At 37.0% G+C, this 26447-nt stretch carries 26 protein-coding genes and 2 pseudogenes; 22 read left to right on the top strand and 6 right to left on the bottom strand.

The features are described from left to right. Nucleotides 1-21 precede the first annotated feature (21 nt). Both rfbB and rfbA read right to left on the bottom strand, forming a co-directional pair. Nucleotides 22-1074, bottom strand: coding sequence for a dTDP-glucose 4,6-dehydratase (gene rfbB, locus CIG1485E_RS00740; protein ID WP_038452637.1), 1053 nt, complete (start codon nt 1072-1074; stop codon nt 22-24). After that, entirely contained in the window at nt 1071-1940 is an 870-nt protein-coding gene (gene rfbA / locus CIG1485E_RS00735) for a glucose-1-phosphate thymidylyltransferase RfbA (protein ID WP_038452635.1), read from the bottom strand. Before rfbA ends, rfbB begins: the two co-directional genes overlap by 4 nt. A gap of 240 nt (nt 1941-2180) precedes the next feature. On the opposite strand from rfbA, the gene CIG1485E_RS00730 reads away from it, so the two are divergent. Genes CIG1485E_RS00730 through CIG1485E_RS00685 form a run of 10 tightly spaced genes read left to right on the top strand, consistent with a single transcriptional unit; the run spans nt 2181 to nt 11667 of the window. After that, a complete protein-coding gene (locus CIG1485E_RS00730; RefSeq protein WP_038452633.1) occupies nt 2181-2804 on the top strand; it encodes a 4Fe-4S dicluster domain-containing protein in 624 nt (207 codons plus the stop codon). Then, nucleotides 2797-4749 (top strand): proton-conducting transporter transmembrane domain-containing protein, encoded by a 1953-nt coding sequence (locus tag CIG1485E_RS00725; protein WP_038452631.1) that lies wholly within the window; start codon nt 2797-2799, stop codon nt 4747-4749. Before CIG1485E_RS00730 ends, CIG1485E_RS00725 begins: the two co-directional genes overlap by 8 nt. Next, the gene (locus CIG1485E_RS00720; RefSeq protein ID WP_038452629.1) at nt 4750-5670 is read left to right on the top strand and encodes a respiratory chain complex I subunit 1 family protein; all 921 of its coding nucleotides are present in this window, start codon (nt 4750-4752) and stop codon (nt 5668-5670) included. A gap of 2 nt (nt 5671-5672) precedes the next feature. Next, the gene (hyfE, locus tag CIG1485E_RS00715; protein WP_038452627.1) at nt 5673-6308 is read left to right on the top strand and encodes a hydrogenase 4 membrane subunit; all 636 of its coding nucleotides are present in this window, start codon (nt 5673-5675) and stop codon (nt 6306-6308) included. Nucleotides 6309-6311: 3 nt separating this feature from the next. Next, nucleotides 6312-7787 (top strand): proton-conducting transporter transmembrane domain-containing protein, encoded by a 1476-nt coding sequence (locus CIG1485E_RS00710; protein ID WP_038452625.1) that lies wholly within the window; start codon nt 6312-6314, stop codon nt 7785-7787. Beyond that, nucleotides 7787-9520, top strand: coding sequence for a hydrogenase large subunit (locus tag CIG1485E_RS00705; RefSeq protein WP_038452623.1), 1734 nt, complete (start codon nt 7787-7789; stop codon nt 9518-9520). Before CIG1485E_RS00710 ends, CIG1485E_RS00705 begins: the two co-directional genes overlap by 1 nt. Next, a complete protein-coding gene (locus CIG1485E_RS00700; RefSeq protein ID WP_038452620.1) occupies nt 9517-10053 on the top strand; it encodes a formate hydrogenlyase complex iron-sulfur subunit in 537 nt (178 codons plus the stop codon). The genes CIG1485E_RS00705 and CIG1485E_RS00700 overlap by 4 nt, the downstream gene beginning before the upstream one ends. Then, nucleotides 10053-10871 (top strand): NADH-quinone oxidoreductase subunit B family protein, encoded by an 819-nt coding sequence (locus tag CIG1485E_RS00695; RefSeq protein ID WP_038452617.1) that lies wholly within the window; start codon nt 10053-10055, stop codon nt 10869-10871. The genes CIG1485E_RS00700 and CIG1485E_RS00695 overlap by 1 nt, the downstream gene beginning before the upstream one ends. Then, entirely contained in the window at nt 10868-11215 is a 348-nt protein-coding gene (locus CIG1485E_RS00690) for a formate hydrogenlyase maturation HycH family protein (protein ID WP_038452615.1), read from the top strand. Before CIG1485E_RS00695 ends, CIG1485E_RS00690 begins: the two co-directional genes overlap by 4 nt. Nucleotides 11216-11223: 8 nt before the next feature. Then, entirely contained in the window at nt 11224-11667 is a 444-nt protein-coding gene (locus tag CIG1485E_RS00685; RefSeq protein ID WP_038455465.1) for a hydrogenase 3 maturation endopeptidase HyCI, read from the top strand. A gap of 35 nt (nt 11668-11702) precedes the next feature. Here the strand turns inward: CIG1485E_RS00685 and rpsU are convergent, their stop codons facing one another. After that, entirely contained in the window at nt 11703-11915 is a 213-nt protein-coding gene (rpsU, locus tag CIG1485E_RS00680) for a 30S ribosomal protein S21 (protein WP_002848116.1), read from the bottom strand. Between the two features lie 158 nt (nt 11916-12073). Between rpsU and ccoG the strand changes: the two genes are divergently transcribed. From ccoG to CIG1485E_RS00620, 12 genes are all read left to right on the top strand, one after another. Then, nucleotides 12074-13468 (top strand): cytochrome c oxidase accessory protein CcoG, encoded by a 1395-nt coding sequence (ccoG, locus tag CIG1485E_RS00675; RefSeq protein ID WP_038452613.1) that lies wholly within the window; start codon nt 12074-12076, stop codon nt 13466-13468. A 2-nt stretch (nt 13469-13470) separates the two neighbouring features. Beyond that, the gene (locus CIG1485E_RS00670) at nt 13471-14112 is read left to right on the top strand and encodes a TetR/AcrR family transcriptional regulator (RefSeq protein WP_038452611.1); all 642 of its coding nucleotides are present in this window, start codon (nt 13471-13473) and stop codon (nt 14110-14112) included. A gap of 115 nt (nt 14113-14227) precedes the next feature. Continuing rightward, nucleotides 14228-15352, top strand: a complete 1125-nt coding sequence (locus CIG1485E_RS00665) for an efflux RND transporter periplasmic adaptor subunit (protein ID WP_038452609.1) — start codon at nt 14228-14230, stop codon at nt 15350-15352. Beyond that, a complete protein-coding gene (locus CIG1485E_RS00660) occupies nt 15352-18501 on the top strand; it encodes an efflux RND transporter permease subunit (RefSeq protein ID WP_038452607.1) in 3150 nt (1049 codons plus the stop codon). The genes CIG1485E_RS00665 and CIG1485E_RS00660 overlap by 1 nt, the downstream gene beginning before the upstream one ends. Continuing rightward, the gene (locus CIG1485E_RS00655) at nt 18494-19882 is read left to right on the top strand and encodes an efflux transporter outer membrane subunit (RefSeq protein WP_038452605.1); all 1389 of its coding nucleotides are present in this window, start codon (nt 18494-18496) and stop codon (nt 19880-19882) included. Before CIG1485E_RS00660 ends, CIG1485E_RS00655 begins: the two co-directional genes overlap by 8 nt. Nucleotides 19883-19979: 97 nt before the next feature. Beyond that, the gene (locus CIG1485E_RS00650; RefSeq protein WP_038452602.1) at nt 19980-21320 is read left to right on the top strand and encodes a hypothetical protein; all 1341 of its coding nucleotides are present in this window, start codon (nt 19980-19982) and stop codon (nt 21318-21320) included. A gap of 3 nt (nt 21321-21323) precedes the next feature. Then, the gene (locus CIG1485E_RS00645; protein WP_038452600.1) at nt 21324-21692 is read left to right on the top strand and encodes a DUF1425 domain-containing protein; all 369 of its coding nucleotides are present in this window, start codon (nt 21324-21326) and stop codon (nt 21690-21692) included. A 9-nt stretch (nt 21693-21701) separates the two neighbouring features. Next, nucleotides 21702-22322: a penicillin-binding protein activator LpoB gene (gene lpoB / locus CIG1485E_RS00640; RefSeq protein ID WP_038452598.1), complete on the top strand. Its 621-nt coding sequence runs from the start codon at nt 21702-21704 to the stop codon at nt 22320-22322. A gap of 104 nt (nt 22323-22426) precedes the next feature. After that, on the top strand, nt 22427-22618 hold the full coding sequence (gene rpmI / locus CIG1485E_RS00635; protein ID WP_023384088.1) for a 50S ribosomal protein L35: 192 nt from the start codon (nt 22427-22429) through the stop codon (nt 22616-22618). 84 nt (nt 22619-22702) lie between these two features. Then, the gene (rplT, locus tag CIG1485E_RS00630; protein WP_002848108.1) at nt 22703-23056 is read left to right on the top strand and encodes a 50S ribosomal protein L20; all 354 of its coding nucleotides are present in this window, start codon (nt 22703-22705) and stop codon (nt 23054-23056) included. Nucleotides 23057-23085: 29 nt separating this feature from the next. Beyond that, nucleotides 23086-23778, top strand: a complete 693-nt coding sequence (gene ung / locus CIG1485E_RS00625; protein ID WP_038452593.1) for a uracil-DNA glycosylase — start codon at nt 23086-23088, stop codon at nt 23776-23778. A gap of 79 nt (nt 23779-23857) precedes the next feature. Further along, nucleotides 23858-24070, top strand: coding sequence for a hypothetical protein (locus CIG1485E_RS00620; protein WP_038452591.1), 213 nt, complete (start codon nt 23858-23860; stop codon nt 24068-24070). A 15-nt stretch (nt 24071-24085) separates the two neighbouring features. Here CIG1485E_RS00620 and CIG1485E_RS00615 read toward each other — a convergent pair whose 3' ends face one another. The 3 genes and pseudogenes from CIG1485E_RS00615 to CIG1485E_RS09675 all read right to left on the bottom strand — a co-directional run. Continuing rightward, a complete protein-coding gene (locus CIG1485E_RS00615) occupies nt 24086-24343 on the bottom strand; it encodes a hypothetical protein (protein WP_038452589.1) in 258 nt (85 codons plus the stop codon). A gap of 128 nt (nt 24344-24471) precedes the next feature. Further along, nucleotides 24472-25494, bottom strand: a pseudogene (locus CIG1485E_RS09680) (methyl-accepting chemotaxis protein); the annotation flags it as partial. A 231-nt stretch (nt 25495-25725) separates the two neighbouring features. Further along, a pseudogene (locus tag CIG1485E_RS09675) lies at nt 25726-26280 on the bottom strand (cache domain-containing protein); the annotation flags it as partial. Nucleotides 26281-26447 lie beyond the last annotated feature (167 nt).

Genomic DNA, 26447 nt, shown 5'->3' with positions numbered 1-26447 from the left:
ATTATTGTATTATTGATGAACTCACAGTTCTATCTCATACTTTCTCATATACCACTCTACGGTTTTGACTATGCCGCTTTCGAAGCTTTCATCGGATATCCATCCAAGCTCATTTTCTAGCTTTCTTGCGTCTATAGCATACCTTCTATCATGTCCTGCACGATCTTTGATAAATGTTATAAGATCTTTATAGGAGTTAATTTTATCATTGTTCACATTAAGTGGCACTTTATTATCTAAAATTTCACAGATTTTATTTACAATCTGCAAATTTGTTCGCTCATTTTTGCCGCCTATATTGTACGTTTCTCCACTTTTTGCTTTGTGAAATACTAAATCTATACCCTTGCAATGATCCAGTACATAAAGCCAGTCGCGGATATTTTTGCCATCACCATATATTGGTATAGGCTTTTTGGCTAATGCATTTTTGATAATAGTTGGTATAAGTTTTTCATCGTGTTGCTTTGGGCCGTAGTTGTTTGAACAGTTTGTTATAACTAAATTCAAACCATAAGTTTCATGATATGCTCTTGCTATCATATCGCTACTTGCTTTACTTGCCGAGTATGGAGAGTTTGGTGCGTAAGGCGTAAATTCTGTAAAAAGCTCATTTGGGTTATCACTAAGTGAGCCGTAAACCTCATCAGTAGATATGTGATGAAATCTCGCATTTTCATAGCCATTTTTGGTTTCAAATGGAGAATTCATCCAGTGTTTATACGCTATATTTAGCAAATTTTGCGTTCCTAAAACATTTGTTTGGATAAAAATATTTGGATTTTTGATAGAGTTGTCCACGTGGCTTTCAGCAGCAAAATGTATCACACCTCTTATATCGTATTCATTAAATATAAATTCCACTAATTCACGATTGCAAATATCGCCTTTGATAAATTTATATCTTGGATTGTTTTGACACTCTTTGAGATTATCTAGATTGCCAGCGTAGGTGAGTAAGTCTAAATTTATAATATTGTAATTTGAATATTTATCTAAAAAATATGGTACGAAATTTGAGCCGATAAACCCAGCGCATCCAGTTAACAAGATAGTTGTTTGATTATTTGTCATTTTTGTTTTACCAAATCATATAAATAGGATCCATATTCATTTTTTGAATACATTTTTGCTATTTCAAGAACCTTATTTTTATCTATCCAGCCATTATTATAGGCTATTTCTTCCAAACAAGCTATTTTGTATCCTTGCCTTTTTTCGATAGTTTGGACAAACTGTCCAGCCTCTACAAGACTTTCATGTGTCCCAGTATCAAGCCATGCAAAACCGCGTCCCAAAAGCTCTACTTTTAGATTTTTTCTTTTCAGATATTCTTGATTTATAGAGGTTATTTCTAGTTCTCCACGAGCAGATGGTTTTACATTTTTTGCTATTTCTACTACACTGTTATCATAAAAATAAAGCCCAGTGACTGCAAAATTTGACTTTGGATCCGTTGGTTTTTCTTCTATGCTCTTTACATTTAAATTTGCATCAAACTCAACAACCCCAAAACGCTCCGGATCTTTAACTTGATACCCAAATACTATAGCACCACTTTTTAAAGATGTAGATTTTTTAAGCATATTCGAAAACCCTTGACCATAAAATATATTGTCACCTAGTATCAAGCAAACATTATCATTGCCTATAAATTCTTCGCCAAGTATAAAAGCTTGTGCTAGACCATCTGGAGATGGCTGTACTTTATATGAGAGCTTTATTCCCCAGTCTCTTCCATCACCTAAGAGTTCTTCAAATTTATGTATATCAGATGGAGTAGATATGATCAAAATATCATTAATTCCAGCAAGCATAAGAACAGAAAGTGGATAATAAATCATCGGCTTATCATAAATAGGTAAAAGCTGTTTTGATATGCTTTTTGTAATGGGATAAAGCCTAGTTCCACTACCACCGGCTAGTATTATGCCTTTCATATGTTCCTTTACTATGCGATTTATAATTTAGCTTATAGTTAATCGTAAATTATATATATATATCTTTTAAAACCATTAAACCACAAACTAAAATTTTATATGTTAAATTTAATATTAAGTTTCAAAACTACACACTTAAATTAATTTTTTTTCATTAATACTTGAATTTACACATAACAAGTTATATTTTAATAACCAAATGATATAATTATTCTATTCATAAAAATTTAAAGGTCAAATTTGAGTAAAAAACATAAATTTGTAATATGTAATCCTGAGCTATGTATCGGCTGCAAAGCCTGTATGAAAGCGTGTTCTAAAGAGGCTTACAAGAGAGGCAAACTGGCTAAACCAAGACTTCAAGTCATCAAGCTTGAAAATGGTGTCATGCCAAATCAGTGCAGACAGTGCGAAGACGCACCTTGCGCTGTGGTTTGCCCTACTTCAGCTTTAAGAAACGAAAATGGCTTTGTCGAAGTGCATGAAAGGCTTTGTATAGGATGCGGGCTATGTACGAATGCATGTCCTTATGGTGCTATTCATCTTGATAGTGCAGATATAAGCTCAACTGGAGCGAGCAAAGATGAAATGGACGTATGTGGCGATGGCTTCATGTCTGTAGCCATAAAATGCGATATCTGCGACGGTAGAGACGGAGGAAGTGCGTGTGTAGAAGTCTGCCCAAAAGGCGCTTTAGTCATGCTTGATCCTCTTAGCAATGAGCATAAATTTGGCAAAAAGCTAAAAGACGGGCAAAATATGTCAAATTTCATAGCCAAAATCCTTGAATGCGAGCCGCCTCTTATCACCATAGAAGCCAAAAAACCAAAAGAAACAGTAGAACAAGGAGAGCAAAATGCTTGAGATGATTTATAGTGCGTTTTTAATCCTTGGGGTTGTTAGCTTAGCTCTTTACAAATGTCCTAAAACGGCTCTTTGGGTGGGTTTTGGGTTGCCCAGTTTGGTGTCGCTTTATAGCGTTGTCATATTTATCACAAACATAAATTTAACTTACGGATTTAAATTAGCTGGAAATTTTATATTTTCACCTGAATTTATCCTAACTCCGCTGAGCGGATTTTTTAGCTTTTTGGTTGTTTTTATATCATTTGGAGTTGGGATTTACACTATTGGATATGCAAAAAGCTTGAAAAATAGGGCAAATTTAGCCGTTTTTGCTTCACTTTTTAACTTTTTTATCCTTTCTATGCTTTTGGTTCTCTCAAGCTCAAATGTCTTTAGCTTCATCGTTTTGTGGGAGGTGATGACTCTTGTTTCGGCGTTGCTACTTAAATTTAACGATGAAGAGACTAGCAACAAAACCGTGATGATTTATCTTGGCGTGGCACAAATCGGTGCGTTTTGTATCATGATAGCCTTGCTTTTGATCTCTGGCGTGGCTGGAAGTATGGAATTTGCGCAGTGGCAAGGATTTGAGATAAGCTCAGGGCTTAGCATTTGCGTACTTACTTTGCTTTTAGTAGGATTTGGCAGCAAGGCTGGTATGTTTCCATTTCATGTGTGGTCACCACTCGCATATCCATTAGCACCGTCAAACGTGGCAGCTTTGATGAGTGGAGTTATGTCAAAAATGGCGATATTTGGACTTATCAAATTTAGCTTATTCTTGCCTATAAATCCTGGATTTGGACTTAGTATCATGGTGCTTGGAGCATTAAGCGCGCTCATAGGTATCAGCTACGCATTAGTCCAAAAAGAATACTCAAAGCTCATCGCCTATAGCTCGGTTGAAAACATAGGCATAATCTTGCTTGGCGTGGGAACTGGATTTTACGGTATTGGCTTGGGTGAAGGCACGCTTGCTTTACTTGGTTTTGTTGGGGCGTTATTTCACGCTCTAAATCACGCTACCTTTAAATCACTGCTATTTTTAGGCGCTGGAAACATCTACAATGCCACGCAAACAAAAGAGATAGACAAGCTTGGCGGCCTAGCCAGAAAAATGCCTATCACTGCGATTTTGTTTTTGATAGGCGTGGTGAGTATCTCGGCTCTGCCACCGCTAAATGGCTTTGTGAGTGAGTGGTTTATCTACCGCTCAATGATACTTGGTGGGCTTAGCGAAAGCCTGCTAGGAAGGGCTGTTTTTGCTCTTAGTATCGTGGCTTTGGCTCTTACTGGAGCTATTGTTGTCTTTGCTTTTATCAAGCTTTATGCTCTTATTTTTGCTGGAGTTTGCAAAGATGAGAAAATCTACAACGGGGCTTATGAAAAGTCACTATTTATGCCTCTTGGTATGTTTGTTTTAGCGTTTTCTTGCTTGTATTTTGGACTTGGTGCGAATAATATAATAATGTTTTTGGGCTCGGTTGTCATGGACTTGATACCAAATGCTACTTATAGTATAAATATCGATGTCTTATCAATGCCGATAATCGCCTTGCTTTTGTGCTTTTTGCTTATCTTACCATTTTTACTTTTTGGAATATTTAAGGCAAATATGAGCAAGGCAAGACTTAGCGAGCCTTGGGCTTGCGGGTTTAAATTTAATAGCCGAATGCAAACCAACTCAAACGCCTTTGTGGGCGATTTCAAACGCATAATAAGCAAGATTATCAAATTTAAAGAGATCAAAAGCCAAGATAGCTATTTTGCAAAGATGAATTATGAGAGTAGGAGCGATGATTTTTGGTGGAATCTGCTTTATGCGCCAGTTGTCAGGCTAAATTTATACTTAGGCGACAAGATTGGCTACATGCAAAATGGCAAAAGTAGCTTTTACGTGATTTACATACTTATATATCTCTATGCTATGATGATAGCTGGATTTTACTTTTTAGGAGAATAGATGCAAACGATACTACTTATGCTTTTGCAACTTTTCGTTGCTATTTTGCTGGTTCCGCTTTTTGATGGTGTGGCTAGAAACCTAAGAGGCAAAATCCAAAGTCGTGTGGGATACCCAATTCTTCAGACTTATTATGATATTTTCAAGCTTTTAAAGCGTTCAAGAACCATGCCAAATACAATTCACTGGTTTTTTAGAGCAAGTCCATATATGCTTTTTAGCATTTCGGCTTTGCTTGTGATGATTATGCCTATTAGTTACGCTGGCAATAGCGAAGGCGGAATGATAAGCGATATATTTGTCGCTGTGTATTTGGTGGCAGCTTTTAGATTTGTGTTTGGCGTGGCTAGTATCGATAGCTCAAATCCTTATGCAGGAGTAGGAGCAAGTAGAGAAAGCCTGATAGCTGTGTATGTCGAGCCTATCATGATAATCTGTCTTATAATAATAGCAATGCTAACCCAAACTACAAATTTGCCTATCATAAAAGGCGTTTTACAAAACGGCGAAATCGGCTATCACATCGCTTCATACGCTGTGGCTAGTATAGCGTTTTTGTGGGCTATGTATGTGGAGATGGGAAGAAAGCCTTTTGACATAGCTGAAGCCGAGCAAGAAGTCCAAGAGGGTGTGATCGGTGAGTATAGCGGTAGGGATCTTGGTGTGGCTGAAATGGCACTCATGCTCAAACAATACGCAATGATAAGCTTCTTTTTGGTTATTTTTGTGCCGTTTGGATTTGAAAATCCGCTGTTAAATTTGGCTTTAAATTTAGTAGAAGTCGGGGTATTTTACATCGGAGCTATTTTGATAGATAACTTTGGCCCAAGATTTAGGATTCTCTCAAGTCTTAAATTTAACGCGCTTGGCATACTTTTTATATCGCTTATCGCCCTTAGCCTTTACATAATCGGAGTTTAATTATGGAAGTTTTAACTATTTTAATGATGATTTCAAGCGTGCTTGTTTTTGGCTTTAGAAGCTACAAATTAAGCATTTTGAGTTATGTTTTTCAAGCATTTTGTTTGGTAAGCTTGTTTTTTCTTTTGGCAAATTTGCACGGAGCAAAGGAGCTATTTAGCTGGGCGATTATCGCATTTTTTATGAAAGTCTGCTTGGTGCCAGCTATTATATTTTATCTTGTTAAAAAGCTAAATTTGATTCATGAAAACGAGCCAACTGGTGGATTTTTGGTTTCTATTGTCATAGCTTTTGGCTTTAGCATAGCCACTGCGATGGTGATTGCTCCGATATTTGGCGAGTTTTCACTTATCAAAAATGAAACTGCTTTAGTGGCTTCTATTTTTATATTTATGATGGGGATTTTTGGATTTATTTTGAGAAATTCATTCATCAAGCAGATTCTTGCTTACTGTCTTTTTGAAAATGGCATTCATCTAAGTCTAGCACTGAGTGCGTATAATTCTCACTCTTTAGTAGAGCTTGGGATCTTGACTGATGCGATTTTTGCTGTGATTATAATGAGCGTTTTGGCTTATCATTATCATAAAACATTTGGCCACGTCGATATAAGCAAAGCCTCAAATTTAAAGGGTTAAACTATGGATATACTTTTTTTGATTTTAATCATTCCTCTATTTTCGGCTTTGATTTTGTTTATCACGCCATCAAATTTGAAGCTTATAAGCACACTTCACATAGCTCTTAGCGCTCTTACAAGCCTTGCTATATTTTCAAGTATTGCTAAGCTAATAAGTGGCGGCGAATATTACGCTTTTAACCAAATTTTATTTTTAGATTATCTTGGAGCGGCGTTTTTGGTTTTGGTGGCGATAACTGGATTTTTCTCAAATTTATACGCTACAAGCTATTTCAAATGGCACTTCCAAACTGGTCATACAACACTAAAACACATAAAACTAAACTTAGCACTTGCTCATATAGCCATATTTACGATGACTTTAAGCTGTATTAGCAACAACCTAGCTATCATGTGGGCAGCCATTGAAGCGACCACTTTAGCCACTGTGTTTATGGTCGTCAGCAAAGACAACAAAAAATCACTCGAAAGTGGCTACAAATACATACTCATCTGCTCTGTAGGGCTTGCGTTTGCTATGTTTGCTACTATTTTACTGTATTCATCTAGCCTAAACACTCTTGGCGATGAGCAAAGCGCGATTTTGTTCTCGCAGCTATTGCCGCTAGCTGGCAGCTTAAATCCGCATGTTTTAATGCTTGTATTTATCTTTGCACTTATTGGATTTGGCACAAAAGCAGGTCTTGTACCTACTCACACCTGGCTACCAGACGCTCACTCCCAAGGTCCAGCCCCAACCTCAGCACTTCTTAGTGGTATAGTCTTAAAAATCGCTATGCTTGGCCTTATTCGCTACTACGCTATTGTGGCAAATTCAGCTGGATTTGGCTTTGTAGAAAATGCAATGCTTATAAGTGGAGTTTTAACTCTTTTTGTAGCAGCCTTTTTTCTTATTCACCAACACGATGTCAAAAGAATGTTTGCCTATCACTCTATAGCTCACATGGGCGTTATCGCTTTTGCTCTTGGGATTGGTGGCAGACTTGGGATTTTTGCAGCGATTTTTCACTGCTTAGCTCATAGTTTTACAAAGGCTTTAGCATTCCTTACAACTGGAAATATGACTAGGATTTATGGCACAAATGATATGCATAAAATGGGAAATATGATAAATATCGCTCCACTTACAACCGTGCTATTTGGGGTTTCTATCTGTTCGCTTGTGGGCGTTCCAGCGTTTGCGATATTTGTGAGTGAGTTTTTGACATTTAAAGCAGCAATTTTGGGTGGCAAATTTATAGAAGTTGGGCTATTTGCGATCGCACTTGCTATTATTTTTGTCGCTGACTTTTCACACTTTTTTATGGCTAGTTTTGGCAAAACAGTAGGCGAGGTCAAATTTGGCTCAGAGATGAGCTTATGGGAAAATCTACCACTTATCGCCTTAGCATTTTTGGTTATTGCTTTTGGTATTTGGCAGTTTGATAGCTTTTGGTATTTAGTAGAAAACGGCGTTAATGAGATTAAAGGATTTTGATGATAGGTGATAAATTTATACAAACTTTACAAGAGAGCTTCACATTGCTAGAAGTCAGCAGACAAGACGCGGATCAAATCACTGTTTTAGTAGATAGAAACGACTTGCCAAAGGTCGTTCATAAGCTATATTACGGTATCGGCGGCTGGCTTTCTACAATGGTAGCAAATGATGAAAGAAGCATTAACAAGCACTTCGCACTCTACTACGTGCTTTCTATGGAAGGCTCCAAAATGCAAGCTGGTGACGAGCTTGATGAAAAATGCTTCATCACTGTAAAAGCTCTAATCCCTGAGAGCGATCCAACCTATCCTAGCGTTACGCCTCTCGTGCCAGCTTGCGTGTGGTATGAAAGAGAAGCTTATGATATGTTTGGGCTAGTGGCTGAGGGCTTACCTGATAAAAGACGTCTAGTACTCAGCGATGACTGGCCAGAAAATCTCCACCCGCTTAGAAAAGATGCGATGGATTATAGATTTCGCCCAGATCCTGTGGATCACAAAGATGAGCCAGAATACGAGTTTAGAACTCCAAATAGCCAAGATGTAGTAGATATCCCAATGGGACCACTTCACATCACAGCAGATGAGCCAGGACATTTTAGGCTTTATTGCGATGGCGATACTATCGTGGACGCTGATTATAGGCTATTTTATCAACACAGAGGAATGGAAAAACTAGCCGAAAACCGCCTAAACTACAACCAAATGAGCTATTTGGCTGAGAGGATTTGTGGGATTTGTGGTTTTGCTCACTCAATCGCTTGTATAGAGACTATCGAGCGTGGGCTTGGTCTTGAAATCCCAGAGCGTGCTCAGGCTATAAGAGTGATGAGTAGCGAGATAGAGCGCATGCACTCAAATTTACTAAATTTAGGTCTTGCTTGTGAAGTTTGTGGCAACTATACAGCGTTTATGCATCTTTTTAGAGTGCGTGAATACACTCTAGAACTAGCCCAAGTCATCACTGGTGGCAGAAAGACTTATGGGACAATCATCGTTGGTGGTGTGAGACGCGATATAACTCTAAGTGAGATAAAAAGAGCTTACGAACTACTAGATATCATAGAAAGTGGCTTTGATGAAATTTGGCAAGTCGTAATCGAAGATACTCGCCAAATGAACCGCTGGAAAGGTATCGGCGTACTTGATAAACAAGTCGCACGTGACTTTAGCCCAGTTGGACCAAATGTCAGAGGCAGTGGCTTTAAAAGAGACACAAGATACGACCATCCTTATGGATTTTATAAAAAGCTAGAAATCACTCCAAACGTGGAGCATGGTGGCGATGTTTATAGTCGTGAAATGGTTCGCTCAAAAGACTTCAAGCAAGCCCTTAGAGTAATCAGACAATGCCTTGAGATAATGCCAGGTGGAGCTACATTTATTGATGTTAATTATAGATTAAAGCCAGGTGAGTTTTGCTTAGGATACGACGAAGCACCACGCGGGGAAAATATGCACTGGATCATGCAAGGAGCTGCTGATAAGGTATATCGCTGGAGATGTAGAGCCTCTACATACAACAACTGGTCGAGCCTTCGCTATCAACTCCAAGGTAACACCATAGCCGACGCCGCACTAATAGTCTGTAGCCTTGATCCATGCTATTCATGCACTGAGCGTGTGACTCTAGTCAATGTCAAAAACGGCAAATCAAAAGTCATAGGCGACAAAGAGCTTAAAAAATATTGCCAAAACTTAAAAGAAAATCCTGTAAAGGATATAAAATGAAAATTTATGATATAGTCAAAAAACACGGTATCGTAACCAAAAAATACCCACTTGAGCCTTACGTCGTTGAAGAGTTTTTCCGTGGCAAACCAAAGTATAATTACGATCTTTGCATAGGTTGCGCGGCGTGTGGGGTAGCGTGTCCGAGCAATGCCATAACAGTCAAATGGCAAGATGCTAAAAACTCCATGAAGTGGCAACACGATAGTGGAAGATGTATATTTTGTGGTAGGTGCGATGAGGTTTGTCCTACTGGCGCAGTCGTGCTAAGCAATGACTACGAGCTAGCGGTCAAATTTGATAAATCAGCTCTTTTGCAAATCGGCGAACTAGAAGCCATGCACTGCAAAGAGTGTGGAGAGGGATTTTTGAGTAAAAAATTTGTAGAGTATAGCGAGCAAAAAATAGACAACTCAAATTTAAGCCAAGAGCGCAAAAATGAAGCTAAAATCTATCTTCACATCTGCCCAAAATGCAAACAAAACAAAACACTAGCCATGATGACAAACAAAGAGTATGGAGCGGTAAAATAATGTATATAGTTCCAAAAGATATAGAAAAAAATAGTGATTTAAACTCAAAACTAGAGCTTTTGAAAAATATCAAAAGAAGCTTTAGCGTATTTCGTATAGATTGTGGTGGATGCAATGGCTGCGAGATTGAAATTTACGCCGCACTTAGCCCGCTTTGGGATCCTGAGAGATTTGGCTTCAAACTAGTCGCAAACCCACGCCACGCCGATATCTTGCTAGTCACTGGACCTATCACAAGGCAGATGTATTACCCACTTCTTAGAGCTTATGAGGCCACTCCTGATCCAAAAATAGTAGTCGCCTTTGGGGCGTGCGGGGCAAGTGGCGGGATATTTCACGATAGCTACGCTGTTTGGGGTGGCGCTGATAAAGTCATCCCAGTAGATGTCTTCATACCAGGCTGTCCGCCTCATCCAGCAAGCATAATCTACGGCCTTGCCACTGGAGTTGGGATAATTGAGCAAAAAATGCAAAAACAAAGCTACAAAGACGATAAACCAATGCCCCAAATCGTGCAAGCTCCTTTGCTAGAAAATAGCTCATTTGAGCGCGATCTTCTAGTCAAGGCTAAGTTTTTGATGAGCTATATTCACGGCAGGATTTTGTATGATAAATTTATAAGTGCAATGAAGCTTGCAAGTGATCCAAAAGACGCAAATTTGGTTAAAGAGCAAATTTCAAAAGCTATTAATGAGCAAGAAGATCCGAGATTTGGCGAGTGCTTGGGGATTTTGTATAATGAAATTTACCTAAAATATCTAAATTTGGCTAATCTTGAAGCCATAAATTTAGACCAAATTTCATGGGATAAAAAGTGATACAAGTCTGGAAACTCACCAAACGCCACGTCGATCAAAACGACAAATTACCGTATGCTTATAAGCAAATAGTCACGTTTTCTACTTGTATCGGGCATGGCGTGGGGACTATTGATTTTAACGAAAAAATCGCTGAGTTTAGCGATGAGCAGTGGGATAAAATCTTAGAAAATAGCGGCGAATATGCTAAATTTAAACTTGGAAATATAAGCCGTTATTTTGAAGTTGAGATTTTGCCAGATCATGCTAAAAAGCTACTTTTAGAGCTGCAAGACTCTAAATTTAAAGAGATTTTAGAGTCTTTGCAAGAGGGTTATATTGTTTTAAAAAAGGGCTTAAAATAATGTCAAATTTGAAAAAAGCCTTGCTTTGTATCGGCAACAAAATGCGTGGCGATGATGGCGTGGGGCTTTATGTCGGCTCTTTGGTGGAGCAAAATTTAAAGGGCTGGAAAGTCTTTTATGGCGAGGACGTACCAGAAAATGAGTTTGGTGCTTTGCGTGAGTTTGCTCCAGATATTTTGGTCGTGGTCGATGCGATGAGTGGTTTTGATGATGAAAGAATCGAGTTTTTCGACCTTAGCGATGAAAGAGATTATATCTATTCTACGCACAATCTCCCGACTCCAGTTTTGCTAAGTTATCTTAGAAATATCACGCCCAAAACGCTATTTTTAGGGATTTCGGTTTTGCTTGAAAATGTACTTGATTTTAGAGAAGGGCTTAGCCAAAAAGCAGAGATTTTAGCCAAGAAAGCAGTGGAAAAAATTAAATTTATTGATGAAAATTTGGGCTAAATTTAAAAAAGCCGGAAAAGCTTCCGGCTATGGTTTTAGAGTCTTGACTCGTAGCGTCTAAGCATATAAAGTCTTTTAAGCATTTTTTTGCGAGCTGAAATTTTTTGTTTTTTACGAATTTCAGTCATTGGCTCAAAAAATCTTCTAGCACGAACTTCAGTAACAACTAAGTTACGATCAGTTTGTTTTTTGAAACGTCTATAAGCTTCGTCAAATGACTCGTTAGGATGTACCTTAACTCCTGGCACAGTCCTCACCACCTTTCAGATTAAAATAAGCTTGGATTATACCTAAATTTAACTTAACTATATTTGAAGTAAAAAAAGTAATTATTAATACTTTTTTAACCTAACTTTAAAATCAGAAGTTATATAATTGTGTCAAGTTAAAAATTTAAGGACTTACAATGCAACTCAATCCAAATGATGTCTTAGCCAATAAGACTCCATACGCCCAAAAACGCTACATAACTTATGCAATAGTTACTGTGATAGCGCTTGTTTTGCCTTTTATCAGAATTAATGATAATCATTTTTTTCTACTTAGTTTTGACAAAAAGCAACTAAATTTACTATTCACATCATTTGATATGCAAGAGCTTTATCTAATGCCGTTTTTGCTTATCATTATGTTTCTTAGTATATTTTTCTTAACCACTTTAGGTGGGCGTGTTTGGTGTGGCTGGGCCTGTCCGCAGACTGTTTTTAGGGTGCTTTATAGAGATTTGATCCAAACAAAACTCTTAAGAATCCGCAAAAATTTACGCGATAGACAAAAGAAATTTGATGGCAATTATGTTAAAAAAGCTATCGGAGTTATTTTATGGGCATGTTTAGCACTAATTGCTGCGAGCAACTTTTTGTGGTATTTTGTGCCTCCTGAGGATTTCTTCACTTATCTTTCAAATCCAAGCGAACACAAGCTTTTAGTTGGAATTCTTATAGGAATTACAGCTTTTATAGTTTTTGATGTTGTTTATTTGGCTGAAAACTTCTGCGTTTATGTCTGCCCTTACGCTAGAATCCAAAGCGTTATGTTTGATAATGACACTATCCAAGTCATCTACGACGAGCAAAGAGGCGGCAAAATCTACGATGGACAAACAAAACTAGGCAGAAAACCACTAACTAGCGAGTCTGAATGTATCGGCTGTGAGGCTTGCGTACATATATGTCCGACTCACATAGATATAAGAAAAGGCATGCAACTAGAGTGTATAAACTGCCTTGAATGTAGCGATGCTTGCTCTAAAGTCATGGGAAATTTAGGCAAAGAAACGCTGATTTCTTGGACTAGTGCTAAATCACTCCAAACAAGAAAACCAGTCAATTACTTCAGATTTAGAACCATTGCGTATATGGTCGTGATCGCTGTAGCTATCGTCGCTCTAGCTCTTATGACAACTAAAAAAGAAAATATGCTACTAAACATAAATAGAACAACTGAGCTATATAAAATAGAGGTTGATAACGGTAAATTTAACGTCGAAAACGCATATACATTTCTTATGCAAAATACTCAAAAGCAAGAGCATATATATTATTTTGATGTCAATGACACAAGGATCAAGATCACCAGACCAGCTGCTCCTATCAAGATAAAAGCTGGCGGTAAGAAAAAGGTGATAGTCGTACTAAATACCAGAGATACTTTAGTAAATGTAAATACCAAAGATACTCCACTTGATATCAAAATCAACGCTTACGCACTCGATGATAAGAAAAATATAAGCGTATCAAGAGACACTATATTTGTATTTCCAAAAATGGTAGAGATAAGAAAGGCTCTTAGCAAAGATTAATAATGAACCAAAATACATTGTGCGAACTAAAATCACAAAAAGCCAAAAACAGATATGAGCAGATCATATCTGTGGCTTTAGAGCTATTTTTGAGTAATGGTTTTGAAAATACAAGCCTAAATGAGATAATCTCAAAAAGCGGCGGCTCTCTTTCTACCATATATAAGCACTTTGGCAACAAAGAAGGGCTTTTTAAAGCTATCATTGATCGTGGCGTTAGTAAATTTAGCCAAGATATAAATAAGAAAATTTGCCTTGATTCATCTGAGGATTTGGAGTATTTCTTACATAAATTTAGCGAAGAGTACTTAGCTGTCGTGCTTACTAAAGAATCTTTTCTTTTAAAAAGGCTTATTTTTAGCGAATCATTCAACAAAGACTCACAAATAAGCAAAATATTTTACGAAAGTGGCGTAAAAATAGTTAATAAAATCCTTGTGGATTTTTTCTCCAAACCAACCATAAAAACTAAATTTAAAAACCAAGATTTTGAGCTTCTAGCATTTAGATTTTGCTATTTATTAGAAGAGCCATATTCAATGCAAAAAATCGTATTTGGTCATGATATAGACATAGACAAAATAGATAAAAAGCAGTGGATAGATGAGTGTGTGGATTTCTTTTTACGCGGTGCTTTGAAGTAAATTCATTTCACAATTTAACAAGTATTTAATAAATTTAAGATATAATTTTTCACTATTTTGTAATGATGATTACTCAAATTTATAAATAAACACAAGAAATAACGAAAGGCAAATCATGAATAAAATTTACGGACTTAGTATTTTGGCTACTGTCATACTCTTTAGCGGATGTTTTAGCCAAACTGACAAAAAACAAAATGCCCAAGCTGGTGGTATGCCACCACTTCCAGTAGGAGTTTTTGTGGCTAAAGCTGGAGATATTCCAATAGTGCTAAACTACAGTGGACAGACAACAAGCAACATGGATGTAACTCTCAAAGCTAAAGTTGCTGGAACCATAGAAAAGCAGTTTTTCAAAGCTGGCGATAGAGTACAAGCTGGTGACAAACTCTACCTCATCGATCAAGCAAAATATAAAGCAGTTTATGATAGCTCACTAGCGAATTTAAAGGTCGCAGAAGCGAATTTTAACAATGCAAAAACAGACTTTGATAGATCGCTCAAGCTCCATGCCAACTCAGCAATCTCACAAAAGGAATTTGACAGCTCAAAGGCTACTTTTGAATCAACAAAAGCTTCAGTTCTTGCAGCAAAAGCAAACTTGCAAAACTCCAAAATCGACCTTGATTACTCAGTTGTCACAGCGCCATTTTCTGGGGTTATCGGCGATAGTTTAAAAGATGTCGGCTCATACGTCAGCAGTGCTGATAGCGACCTTGTCCGCCTAACAAAACTAAATCCAATTTACGTTGATTTTGCTATTTCTGATGTAAATAGACTAGAAATCGCTCAAAAACTGGGCAGTAAAGAGTGGGTGCAACTAAACTCACTTGTGACTATGAAATACGAAGGCAAGGACTATAATGGTACTTTGGATTTTATAGATAATGTCATAGATCAAAGTAGCGGCACAGTTAGCGCAAAGGCTAAATTTGACAACAACGCTACCAAGCTAAGACCAGGAGCATTTGCTACAGTAGAAGTTTATGGATTTTACCAAAAAAATGGATTTAAAATCCCACAAGTTGCTATCTTGCAAGACTTAGTAAATCCATTTGTTTATACAATCAAAGATGGAAAAGTAGTAAAAAATCCTATAAAAATCGTATCGCAAGACGCCACTTCAGCGATCATCAGCTCAGGACTAAATGACGGAGATATCATCATAATAGACAACTTTAAAAAAATAAGAGAAGGTCAGAGCGTACAACCAGTGCAAGATACTAAAGGAAACAAATAATGTTCTCTAGATTTTTTATCAATCGTCCAGTTTTTGCTTCTGTTTTATCTATAGTCATAGTTATCGCTGGCTATATAGGACTTAGAAGCTCAGCTGTTGAAGAATACCCTCAACTCACGCCTCCCCAAATAGTCGTTCAAGCCACCTACTCAGGAGCAGACGCCCAAACCATATCTGACACAGTAGCCACCCCGCTTGAAAATGCTATAAACGGCGTTGATGGCATGATATATATGCAAAGCACATCAAGCTCATCAGGAACAATGAGCCTAAATGTATATTTTGAAATAGGCACAGATCCACAAACTGCTACAGTAAATGTAAACAATAGAGTAAACCCTGTTCTTTCTACTCTTCCAGAAGAGGTAAGAAGAGTCGGTGTAAAAGTCGATGAAAGAAGTAGCTCTATACTTGCTGTTGCTGCATTTTATGATCCAAGCAAAAAGATAAGCGATATTGATATCAGCAACTATGTAAGCATAAACGTAGCTGACACGCTAAAAAGAGTTCCTGGTATCGGAGATGCTGTAGTCATCGGAAATAAAGATTACTCTATGAGAGTTTGGATAAAGCCAGATCTTCTTAAAAAATATAAACTTACTACAACTGATGTAATAAGTGCAATTCAAGAGCAAAATGCTCAGTATGCAGCGGGCAAAATCGGACAACAACCTACAAATGCTGGAAATCCTTATGTGTATTCTATCAAGCCAGAAGGCAGACTAAAAAGCGTTAAAGAGTTTGAAAACATCATTATAAGCGCAAATCAAAAAGGCAATATCCTAAGGCTAAAAGATGTAGCAACTATCGAGCTTGGAGCTCAAGGATATGAGTTTGCTGGTAAATTTAACGGTGGAAATATGGTGCCACTTCTTTTGTTTTTACAAAGTGGAGCAAACGCACTAGAAACCATGAACGCGGCAAAAGTCAAACTAGATGAACTAAAACAAGCTTTCCCTGGCGAAATGACTTATGAAGTAGCTTATGACACCACTGAATTCGTCCAAGTATCCATAAAAGAGGTTATCAAGACTTTTATTGAAGCTATGATATTAGTAACTATTGTTATGTATATGTTCCTTGGTAATGTTAGGGCTACACTTATTCCTATGCTTGCTGTGCCAGTGTCTATTATAGGGGCGTTTGGCGGGATTTATGCTATGGGATTTTCGATAAATTTAATCACGCTTTTTGCCCTTATTTTGGCGATCGGAATAGTCGTCGATGATGCTATCATCGTCATAGAAAACGTCGAGCGGATACTGCATGAAGAGCCAAATTTAACAGTCAAAGAAGCCACAATAAAAGCTATGGACGAAATCGTTGCACCTGTTATTTCTATCGTGCTTGTGCTTTCAGCTGTGTTTATACCAGTTGCATTTATGGAGGGATTTGTTGGTGTTATCCAAAGACAGTTTGCACTTACTTTAGTTGTTTCTGTGTGTATATCTGGACTTGTAGCTCTTACTCTGACCCCTGCACTTTGCGCGATAATTTTGCGCAAAAAAGAGAATCAACCATTTTGGTTTGTACGTAAATTTAATGAGTTTTTTGACTTTTCGACAAGGATTTTTGCAGCTGGAGTTGCTAAAATTCTCCGCCATGTCTTCATTAGCTTAGTTTGCGTTGGTATCATTGTCTTTATGATGATAGAGTTATTTAAGGTCATTCCTGGTGGGCTTGTTCCTGCTGAAGATAAAGGCTCAGTCCTAGCCATAACAAATCTTCCACCAGCTTCAACCCTGCCTAGAACACTAGAAGACACTGAGTTTATACGCCAAATCATCGCCAAAAATCCAAACGTCAAAAACGTAACTGGACTTGCAGGATATGATATGCTAGCTGGCACTCTTAGAGAAAATGCCGGTATTATGTTTATCACGCTTAAGCCTTGGGATGAAAGACCTGGCGAGCAAAACGCAGCCGCAACTATCGCAAACCAGCTTACTGGAATGCTATATCCAACAGATAGAGAGTCTATGACATTTGCCACAACTCCACCTCCTATAATGGGTCTATCTATCACTGGTGGTTTTGAGCTTTACGCACAAAACATAACTGGCAAAAACTACAACGAGATAGAAGCTGATATGCAAAGAGTCGTTGCTAAAGCAAACGCTCATCCAGCTCTTACTCAAGTAAGAACCACTCTTGATACGCAATTCCCAGAGTATAAAATGACTCTAAACAAAGACAAAATCAAGATGATGGGAATATCATTTCAAGATATATTTTCAACAGTAAATTCAACCATAGGTCAGTACTATGTAAATGACTTTAACATACTTGGTAAAACTTACAAAGTCAATATCAGAGCTTACGAGCAGTACCGTGACTCACCAGAAGACTTCAAATCCCTGTATGTCCGCTCAAGTGATGGCAAAATGGTGCCACTTGATTCTATTGTCACACTTACTAGAAGTCTTGGGCCTGATAACGTCGATAGATTTAACGGCTTTCCAGCAGCTAAGATCATGGGCGATCCAAAGCCAGGATACACTTCAGGTGATGCGATAAATGCCATAAGAAGCATTATAAATGAAGAGCTTCCAACAGGATATAATATCGGCTGGGCTGGTTCAGCATACCAAGAAGTAGCATCAACAGGCAAAGGCGCACAAGCATTTGTATTTGGTCTGATATTTGTATTTTTAATCCTTGCAGCACAATACGAAAGATGGCTTATGCCACTAGCTGTTGTGACTGCTGTGCCGTTTTCTGTTTTTGGAGCATTATTATTTACTTGGGCTAGAAATTTAAGCAATGACGTATATTTCCAAATCGGACTTTTACTACTCATCGGACTTGCAGCTAAAAACGCGATTTTGATAGTTGAGTTTGCTATGCAAGAGCATTTAGCTGGCAAAAACATCAAAGACGCTGCAATAAGCGCTGCAAAGATGAGATTTAGACCTATCATTATGACTTCGCTTGCCTTTACACTTGGCGTTTTACCGATGGCTATAGCTACTGGAGCTGGAGCTGCAAGCCGCCACGCACTAGGCACTGGAGTAATAGGCGGTATGATAGCAGCTACTACGATAGCTATTTTCTTTGTTCCGCTGTTTTTCTATATACTAGAAAGCTTCAATGTCTGGTTAGACAAAAAACGTGGTAAAATAACAACTACAGGAGAGCAAAATGCGTAAAACATTATTGATTTTATCACTAGGACTGCTTGTAACTGGTTGTTCGCTAAAACCAGATATGATAGAGGTCAATCACAGCTTTGAATATCAATTTGATAGTTATAGCGTGAATGAAAAATGGTGGGAAAGCTTTAAAGACGAGAGATTAAACTCTCTTGTCGCAGAAGCACTTAAAAACAACTCAGACCTACTTTTAGCACTAAATAATTTACAAAAAGCTAGCATAAATTTAAACCAAGCAAATTTGGATTTTTTGCCAAATATCTCTCTTGAAGGCAGTGCGAGCAAAAACCAAAGTAGCGGCGAGACATTTTCAAGACAACCACAAAGCAGATATAACTCATTTGGCTTAAGCTCAGTTCTAAGCTATGAAATCGATCTTTGGGGCAGAGTAAGAGACACAGCAAACGCCAAAGAAGCAGTGTTCAAAGCCACAAAATATGATTATGAAACAGCTAAATTAACAATAGCTTCAAGCGTAGCAAACACATATTTAAGCTTAATATCCCTAAATGAGCAAGAAGAGATCTTAAAAGATACGCTAAAAACTTATGAAAACACTCTATTTTATAGACAAAAGCAGCTTGATGCTGGAAGCATAGATGAGCTTACATATTATCAAGCAAAAGCCAGCGTAGATATGGCAAAAACACAGCTCATCACTTTGCAAAACCAAATTTCACAAACAAACACTGCCCTTGCCTTGCTAATAGGTCAAAATCCAGATGAAATACTAAACAAAAGCATAGCAGCGCCAAAAATATTGCCACTTTCTCCAGATGTTCCAGAAGGCATAAGCTCAGATATTTTGCTCCACAGAGCAGATGTAGCAAGCTCGCTTGAGAGCCTTAGAGCTTCAAATTTTATGGTTGGCGTAGCAAGAACTGCGTGGCTTCCAAAGCTATCTTTGACTGGAGTTTTTGGATATAGTAGCGATGAATTTGATAGATTTTTGATAAATAATGCAAACACTTGGAGTATTGGTGGAAGCGTGGTTATGCCTTTGCTTGATTTTGGTAGGACATCAAACAACGTCGAACTAGCAAATTTAGACCAAAACGCAAGCTTGCTAAATTATGATAAGGCTATCAAAAACGCTTTTGGCGAGATAAAAGACGCGCTAAATAGCCGTAAAAACTCAGTCTTAAAAGAGCAAAGCATGCAAGAGCTTGCCAACTCTCAAACCAAAGTCTATGACCTTGCTAAAATCAGATATGATGCAGGATATAGCACGCATCTTGAGTTTTTAGACTCTCAAAGAAACCTGCTAAGTGCCAAACTCAGTCTAGCTCAGTCCAAACTAGAAGTCGCTTCAAGCGTCGTTGGGGTTTATAAAGCACTTGGCGGCGGCTTTAACGCTGATTCAAACTCTACAAAATAACGCCAGATTTAGAGCCAAATATCTGGCTCTAAACACCATTATTTTGACAAAAAACCGCTTTTTGGATAAAATCAAACAATCAAATTTAAGAAAAATAATGAAGCTAAATTTACTATTATCTCTCTTTTTTACCCTATTTTTTGTTGGATGTGCAAACCACGCAGCCACAAACAACGATTTTCAAAATATGATAGTAAATAGCTACTGCGATGATGAGTTTTTGGCTCAAAGCTTAGAAAAAGTCAAAGACAATGATGACGCCATATACAACGGCTTAAATGCTGGACTGATCGCTAGAAATTGCTCTAAATTTGCTCAAAGCATAGAGTTTTTTGACGCAGTTGAAGACGCTTACAAATACGACGTTGATTTGCAAAATTACGCCCTAAAAGGCACGAAAATCATAACTTCAACGCTCATAAATGAAAACATCTCAGACTATGAAGGCTCAATGCACGAAAGGATTATGCTAAACTCATACAAAGCTCTAAATTTCATGAGTTTAGGCGATTTTCAAAACGCTAGAGTTGAGTTTAATCGAGCCCTTATGAGACAAGAGCTGGCAAAAGAGTATTTCGCAAATCAAATAGAAAAAAACAGAGATGATTTAGACAAAAACTATGACAAAAATGTAGCCTCAAATTTCAAAAATATATCTGCGAATTATAACTCGCTATTTAGAGAATTTGACACCGTCAAAGACTTCACAAATCCATACGCCACCTACCTTGCTTCTGTGTTTTTCTACATGGATAATGACTACAAAAGAGCTAGCGACTTGCTAAAAGAAATAGCTATAATCCACCCAAACAACAAAGAGATCCAAAAGCAATACGCAACATTTGCCAAGCAAGCTGCGTCCATAAATCCGCAAAAGTCCAAAAAATATATATTTTTGATTTATGAAGACGGGCTTGGAGCTATCAAAGATGAGTTTAGGCTCACCTTGCCTTTTGTCGTTGATAAAAAAATAGTCACCACAAGCGTGGCGTTTGAAACGCTAAAAAAGCAAGGCTCATCTTATGAAACCATAGAAGCAAATTTGGCTCAAACTTCAAATTTGATAAACTTAGATAGCATTGTTGCGACTGAATTTAAAATCAATATGCCCTCCATGATACTCAAATCCCTGACCTCCACAGCGACCAAAACAGCCTTAAACATAGCCGTAGCCAAAAACGACGATACTGGCGGCTGGCTGGCGTTGCTGAGTAGCTTGCTAACTAGCGTAAGCACTAGAGCAAATGTCCGCTCTTGGACTGGTTTGCCAAAAAGCGTTTCAGTAATTATGATAGAAAATAAAGGTAAAATTACGATAAGCGTGCCAAATGGCAGAATTTTATTTGAGCAAAATTTAGATGAAACAAAAGATACGCTGGTGCTTGTCAGATCGCCTTTACGCTCTGCTCCAAGCCATACGACAATAATACAAAGGTAAAATATGAAAAAAGTTTTTTTATTAGCTTTAGCTGGTGCTTTATTTGTGGGATGTGCATCTCATCCTCTTGACAAGATAGATAAAAGCGAGTTTAACGTGCAGTCTTCACTAGACAAAGACGTCATTCAAGACTACAAAAAAAGAAGAAATGCAAACGACCTTTTAGAAGTCGAAATCATACTCAAATCCTCTGATGCAGTGGATATCGAATACAAAATAAGTTGGATAGATAGCTATGGATTTGTCCTAAGAAGTGCACTTGATGAGAGGTACCGCTATATAAGAGTTACTCCTGATAAAGAAGTTGTCATAACAGCAGTCGCCACAGACGCAAGAGCTACAAACATAAAAATCGATATGAAAGAAAAATAAAGGATAAAAATGAAAAAATCACTCATATTAGCACTTAGCCTTGGTGCTTTACTTTTTGGTGGATGTAGTACCAAAATACTGTACACAGACGGCACAGCAGCCCAAGAGGACTTAGGCGAGTCACTCAGCATGGGATTAGACAGACAAGACTTCGAAAACGCAGCCACAACCATGATAAATAGCATGCTTAGCGATCCAGCATTTAACGATATAAAAGGCAGCAAAAAAGTAGTCGCAATGGGCTTAATCGTAAATGATACTCCCCAAAGAATCGACACAGACAAACTCACTGCCAAGATCACCACAGCCCTAAGAAAATCAGGCAAATTTATCCTGACTTCAGCAGTAGCTGCGGGTGGGGCAATCGATGGCATGAGTGAAGATGTAAGAGAGCTAAGGCAAAACGATGAGTTCAACCAAGATACAATAGCCAAAAAAGGAACTCTCATCTCGCCAGATTTCTCACTGAGTGGCAAAATCAGACAAGACAATGTAAAACTCAGTAGTGGCAAAGTCCAAGTAGAATATTTTTTCTTACTTAGAATGACTGATCTCGCCTCTGGCCTTGTCTTTTGGGAAGATGAGCAAACCATCAACAAAACAGGTTCTAGCAAGTCTGTGAGCTGGTAAATTTGCTAGCCACAAAACGCATATATAAAAGTATAGATAAAATTTAGCTTAAATTTATCAATTTTTTGGTAAAATCAGCGTTCATTTTAAAGTAAAGGATTAGTATGCCAAAGATGAAATCTGTTCGCGGTGCAGCTAAACGCTTTAAAGTTGGTAAAAACAAGATAAAAAGAGGCTCAGCATTTAGAAGCCATATCTTGACTAAAAAGCCATCTAAGCGTATGAGAGACCTTAGACAATCTCATTATGTAGATAGTACTAACGTTTCAGCTGTTAAAAAAATGCTTTGTATATAAGTTTTTGACATCAGTCATTTGACCTCCTAAATTTAGAGTTTAGGACAAGTTCCAGATATGGACGCCAATTTGTAAAGGATAAATATGGCAAGAGTTAAAACAGGCGTAGTAAGAAGAAGACGCCATAAAAAAGTTCTAAAACTAGCTCGTGGTTTTTACAGTGCTAGACATAAACATTTTAGAAAAGCAAAAGAACAATTAGAAAGAAGTTTAGTTTATGCATTCCGCGATAGACGTGCGAAAAAACGTGATTTCCGCCGTTTATGGATCATCAGAATCAACGCTGCTTGCAGACTAAATGACATAAGCTATTCAAGATTTATGAATGGTCTTAAAAAAGCAAATATCGCCCTTGACAGAAAAGTTTTGGCAAATCTTGCTATGAATGATGCAGCTGCATTCGCTGCTATCGTAGCAGAAGCTAAAAAAGCTTTATAATTCTAGCCCCTTTTTGGGGCTTTTAATTTATGCAAATCGATTTAGCTAAAGTCCAAATAGATCCAAGCTGGAAAGAAGTCTTAAAAGATGAATTTCTAAGCCCATATTTTTTAGATATCAAAGTAAATTTAATCAACGCTCTAAAATCAAGCACAGTATATCCCCCAAATAATCTCATATTTAACGCATTTAATCTAACCCCATTTGACAAAGTCAAAGTAGTCATCTTAGGACAAGATCCATATCATGGTGCAGGTCAGGCTATGGGACTAAGCTTTTCAGTACCAAAAGGCGTAAGAATACCACCAAGCTTAATCAATGTGTATAAAGAGATAAAAGATGATCTGGGCATAAACGAGCCAAACTCTGGCGATCTATCTTACTGGGCAAAACAAGGCGTTTTACTACTAAACACAAGTCTAAGCGTAGCAGCTGGCATGCCTGGTTCTCACTCAAGCTTTGGCTGGCAAAGATTCACCGACGCAGTTGTGCGAAATATAAGCGACAAAAAATCAAACGTAGTTTTTATGCTTTGGGGCAATCCAGCAAAAGCCAAAATCCCGCTCATAGAAGCTAACAAGCATCTAATACTAAGCGCAGCTCACCCAAGCCCACTAGCACGTGGAGCATTTTTTGGTTGCAAGCACTTCTCAAAGTGCAATGACTACCTTAAACAAACCTCGCAAACGCCTATTGATTGGGATTTGAACAATAAAATTTAGATTCTAATTATTTATAATTCAAGCGATTTTTTTACCACTTTTTTTTGTTATTATTTTTGAAAATAGCAAGGAAATAATCGTGAAAAATCTTAAATTTATACCATATATTTTGGTTCTATTTTCAATCTATATTCAAACAAACATAAATAGTACAAATGAAGCAATCAACAAAGAAATAAAAAGTAAAGAAAATAAAAGTAGTGAAATCTGCACTCAAAATGCTTGCAACCTAGATAGCATAATCATAAAAAATCAAAACATAGATTGGAACAACTTTAGATTTCATCATTAGAATATCAAATTTGGTCTAATACGCCTTGCAATCACTATCTATGACTGCTTTTTTGTATTTGGCAATGAGATCGTTCCATGTCGTCATTTTGGACTTTTTGTCGATTTCGATCAACACAACGACGCCTTCTTCATCCATATATCTACCATCTAAAGCGTAATTGTAAATTATAGATCTGTTTTGTTGGTATTGTTCTGTTGTGATTTCGTTTCTGTATTTTTCTAATATAAGTAAGCTCTCTTCTAGCAAAATGTTTGAATACTGGTATCCCATATTTGTCCTATATACTTTTATACTTTTTAAATTTATAGAAAAATATTAACAAAAAAATATGTAAAAAAAGTCGAATACATAAATTTATATAAAGAAAGTGGCTTAATTATATAAGCCACTTATGCTACTTAAAACTTCTTCTTCTTAACTTCACTAACAATAATATCAGCTATCTTTTCTACTTCAGTAGTTACTCTATTGCTATTGCTAGCTATATCAACATTTTGTTTGGTTAGTTCATCTACACTTACTACAGCTTGATTGATTTGATTTATAGCTTCAGTTTGTTCACCTATGCTTTGGCTCATCTCATTTATGCTTTGGCTTAGGATATTTACATTAGCTTCTATCTCGCCAAGAGATTTTTGAGTTCTTTCAGCTAGTTTTCTAACTTCATCAGCAACTACTGCAAATCCTCTACCATGCTCTCCAGCACGTGCTGCTTCAATAGCTGCATTTAGAGCTAGAAGATTTGTTTGATCTGCTATATCTCTTATTATAGTAATGATGTTTTTAATGTCTTCACTTTGTTTGATTACTTCACTAGCTCTTTCATTTATAGAGTTCATAGAGCTACTCATCTCTTCAACAGCTGCTGCACTTTCTTGAAGTGATTCTGCTTGAGATTTAGCTCCTTCATTTAGTGAGCTTACATAAGTTTTTAGATCATTTGCTTTTTCTTGTAAGTTATTTGCTTGAGCTAGATTATCTCTTAGCATATTTGTTATTTGACTACCTAGTAGATTAGTTACCTTTTCTACTTCGCCATTAGCATCAGATATACTAGAAGTAAAATCTAGATTTTTAAAATCATCAAATGTTTTTTGGATAACATTTATATCTTTACCAATCTTAGCTTGTAATACATCAAGCATATTATTAAGTACATCTCTTAGTTGTCTAAGACCTGGAGAGTATGGAGTATTTATTATTCTTACACTAAGGTTTCCACTCTCTACCTCTTTAGCTCTAGTTAAAGACTCATTTACAGCTTTATCATCTTGATCAAGAGCAGATTTAACATTTGCAATGTTTTCATTAATAAGCTTAGATATGATACCAAACTCATCATTAGTCTTTATCTCTATTACTTTAGGATTGTCATTCTTGTGGTGGAGGAAGTCGAAGAAGCTATTTAATCCATTTCTTATCAAATTTATAGGGCTAATAAAATGCTTTGTAGCGTAAGCTATAATTGCTAGTAGTGCAATGATAAGAATGATAATCGCAGATATTTGAGATAGCATCGCATCAGCAACGTAGCTGTTTATTCCATTTGAAGAAGCGATATTGCATATATTCCAGTAATCAACAGCTTTGATTTTGGTGCAAATAGCGTAATTCCCATCAGCTTCTACTATGCCGCCATTACCGTTTTTATCTGCGTAACTCTCTTTCATTATATCAACATTTCTTTTGTAGAAATTTGGATCTGTATTATTCACCTTGTTAATATCTTGATGAACTAATATATTTCCATTATCATCTAAAAAGACAAGATCAGAATTTTTCGTGATTTTCATACTAGATATTACGTCTTTAAAGCTATCTAAAAATATATTTGCACCGACAACGGCGATTAGTTGATTGCCTTTTATAACTGGGCTAAAAGCTGTGATAATATCTTTTTTTGTTGTTACATCACTATAAATTTTTGTATATCCGTTTTTCATTGTAGATTTTGCTTGGATAAACCACTCTCTAGTTCTTCCATCGAAATTTGGTATTTCATAAACTTCATTTGTATTTTGATCTATTTTTAAAGTTCTACCGTCATTAAAACCGATAAAAACAGCATCTATACCAGAACTTGTCTGAAATGCGGTTTTTAGCATTTTTTTCATCTCTTCTTCATCATTCGCAGTAGAAACAATATGATTTGATATATCAGTAGGGAACTCAAGATTATCATGAAAATAATCATTTATGTATTCCATTGATATATTTAATCCAGCCTTATATGTATTAAAATACAAGTCTTTAATCATATTTTTTGTATCGATATAATTAAACACCGAAAATACGCTAAAGCATATTAAAGCAGACACAGATAATACGCTAACCATTTTACCAACTATGGTCTTTGTGAAGCTAGTTTTATTTT

The organism is Campylobacter iguaniorum (assembly GCF_000736415.1).
GTDB classification, from domain to species: Bacteria; Campylobacterota; Campylobacteria; order Campylobacterales; family Campylobacteraceae; genus Campylobacter; species Campylobacter iguaniorum.
The sequence above is the reverse complement of the archived record's forward strand: the minus strand, read 5'-3'. Positions and strand labels throughout refer to the sequence as shown.

Excerpts from the sequence above, each read along its gene's own strand:
- rfbB (WP_038452637.1), bottom strand. The coding sequence starts at position 1,074 with ATGACAAATAATCAAACAACTATCTTGTTAACTGGATGCGCTGGGTTT.
- rfbA (WP_038452635.1), bottom strand. The coding sequence starts at position 1,940 with ATGAAAGGCATAATACTAGCCGGTGGTAGTGGAACTAGGCTTTATCCC.
- CIG1485E_RS00725 (WP_038452631.1), top strand. The coding sequence starts at position 2,797 with ATGCTTGAGATGATTTATAGTGCGTTTTTAATCCTTGGGGTTGTTAGC.
- CIG1485E_RS00720 (WP_038452629.1), top strand. The coding sequence starts at position 4,750 with ATGCAAACGATACTACTTATGCTTTTGCAACTTTTCGTTGCTATTTTG.
- hyfE (WP_038452627.1), top strand. The coding sequence starts at position 5,673 with ATGGAAGTTTTAACTATTTTAATGATGATTTCAAGCGTGCTTGTTTTT.
- CIG1485E_RS00710 (WP_038452625.1), top strand. The coding sequence starts at position 6,312 with ATGGATATACTTTTTTTGATTTTAATCATTCCTCTATTTTCGGCTTTG.
- CIG1485E_RS00705 (WP_038452623.1), top strand. The coding sequence starts at position 7,787 with ATGATAGGTGATAAATTTATACAAACTTTACAAGAGAGCTTCACATTG.
- CIG1485E_RS00700 (WP_038452620.1), top strand. The coding sequence starts at position 9,517 with ATGAAAATTTATGATATAGTCAAAAAACACGGTATCGTAACCAAAAAA.
- CIG1485E_RS00695 (WP_038452617.1), top strand. The coding sequence starts at position 10,053 with ATGTATATAGTTCCAAAAGATATAGAAAAAAATAGTGATTTAAACTCA.
- ccoG (WP_038452613.1), top strand. The coding sequence starts at position 12,074 with ATGCAACTCAATCCAAATGATGTCTTAGCCAATAAGACTCCATACGCC.
- CIG1485E_RS00670 (WP_038452611.1), top strand. The coding sequence starts at position 13,471 with ATGAACCAAAATACATTGTGCGAACTAAAATCACAAAAAGCCAAAAAC.
- CIG1485E_RS00665 (WP_038452609.1), top strand. The coding sequence starts at position 14,228 with ATGAATAAAATTTACGGACTTAGTATTTTGGCTACTGTCATACTCTTT.
- CIG1485E_RS00660 (WP_038452607.1), top strand. The coding sequence starts at position 15,352 with ATGTTCTCTAGATTTTTTATCAATCGTCCAGTTTTTGCTTCTGTTTTA.
- CIG1485E_RS00655 (WP_038452605.1), top strand. The coding sequence starts at position 18,494 with ATGCGTAAAACATTATTGATTTTATCACTAGGACTGCTTGTAACTGGT.
- CIG1485E_RS00650 (WP_038452602.1), top strand. The coding sequence starts at position 19,980 with ATGAAGCTAAATTTACTATTATCTCTCTTTTTTACCCTATTTTTTGTT.
- CIG1485E_RS00645 (WP_038452600.1), top strand. The coding sequence starts at position 21,324 with ATGAAAAAAGTTTTTTTATTAGCTTTAGCTGGTGCTTTATTTGTGGGA.
- lpoB (WP_038452598.1), top strand. The coding sequence starts at position 21,702 with ATGAAAAAATCACTCATATTAGCACTTAGCCTTGGTGCTTTACTTTTT.
- rpmI (WP_023384088.1), top strand. The coding sequence starts at position 22,427 with ATGCCAAAGATGAAATCTGTTCGCGGTGCAGCTAAACGCTTTAAAGTT.
- rplT (WP_002848108.1), top strand. The coding sequence starts at position 22,703 with ATGGCAAGAGTTAAAACAGGCGTAGTAAGAAGAAGACGCCATAAAAAA.
- ung (WP_038452593.1), top strand. The coding sequence starts at position 23,086 with ATGCAAATCGATTTAGCTAAAGTCCAAATAGATCCAAGCTGGAAAGAA.
- CIG1485E_RS00615 (WP_038452589.1), bottom strand. The coding sequence starts at position 24,343 with ATGGGATACCAGTATTCAAACATTTTGCTAGAAGAGAGCTTACTTATA.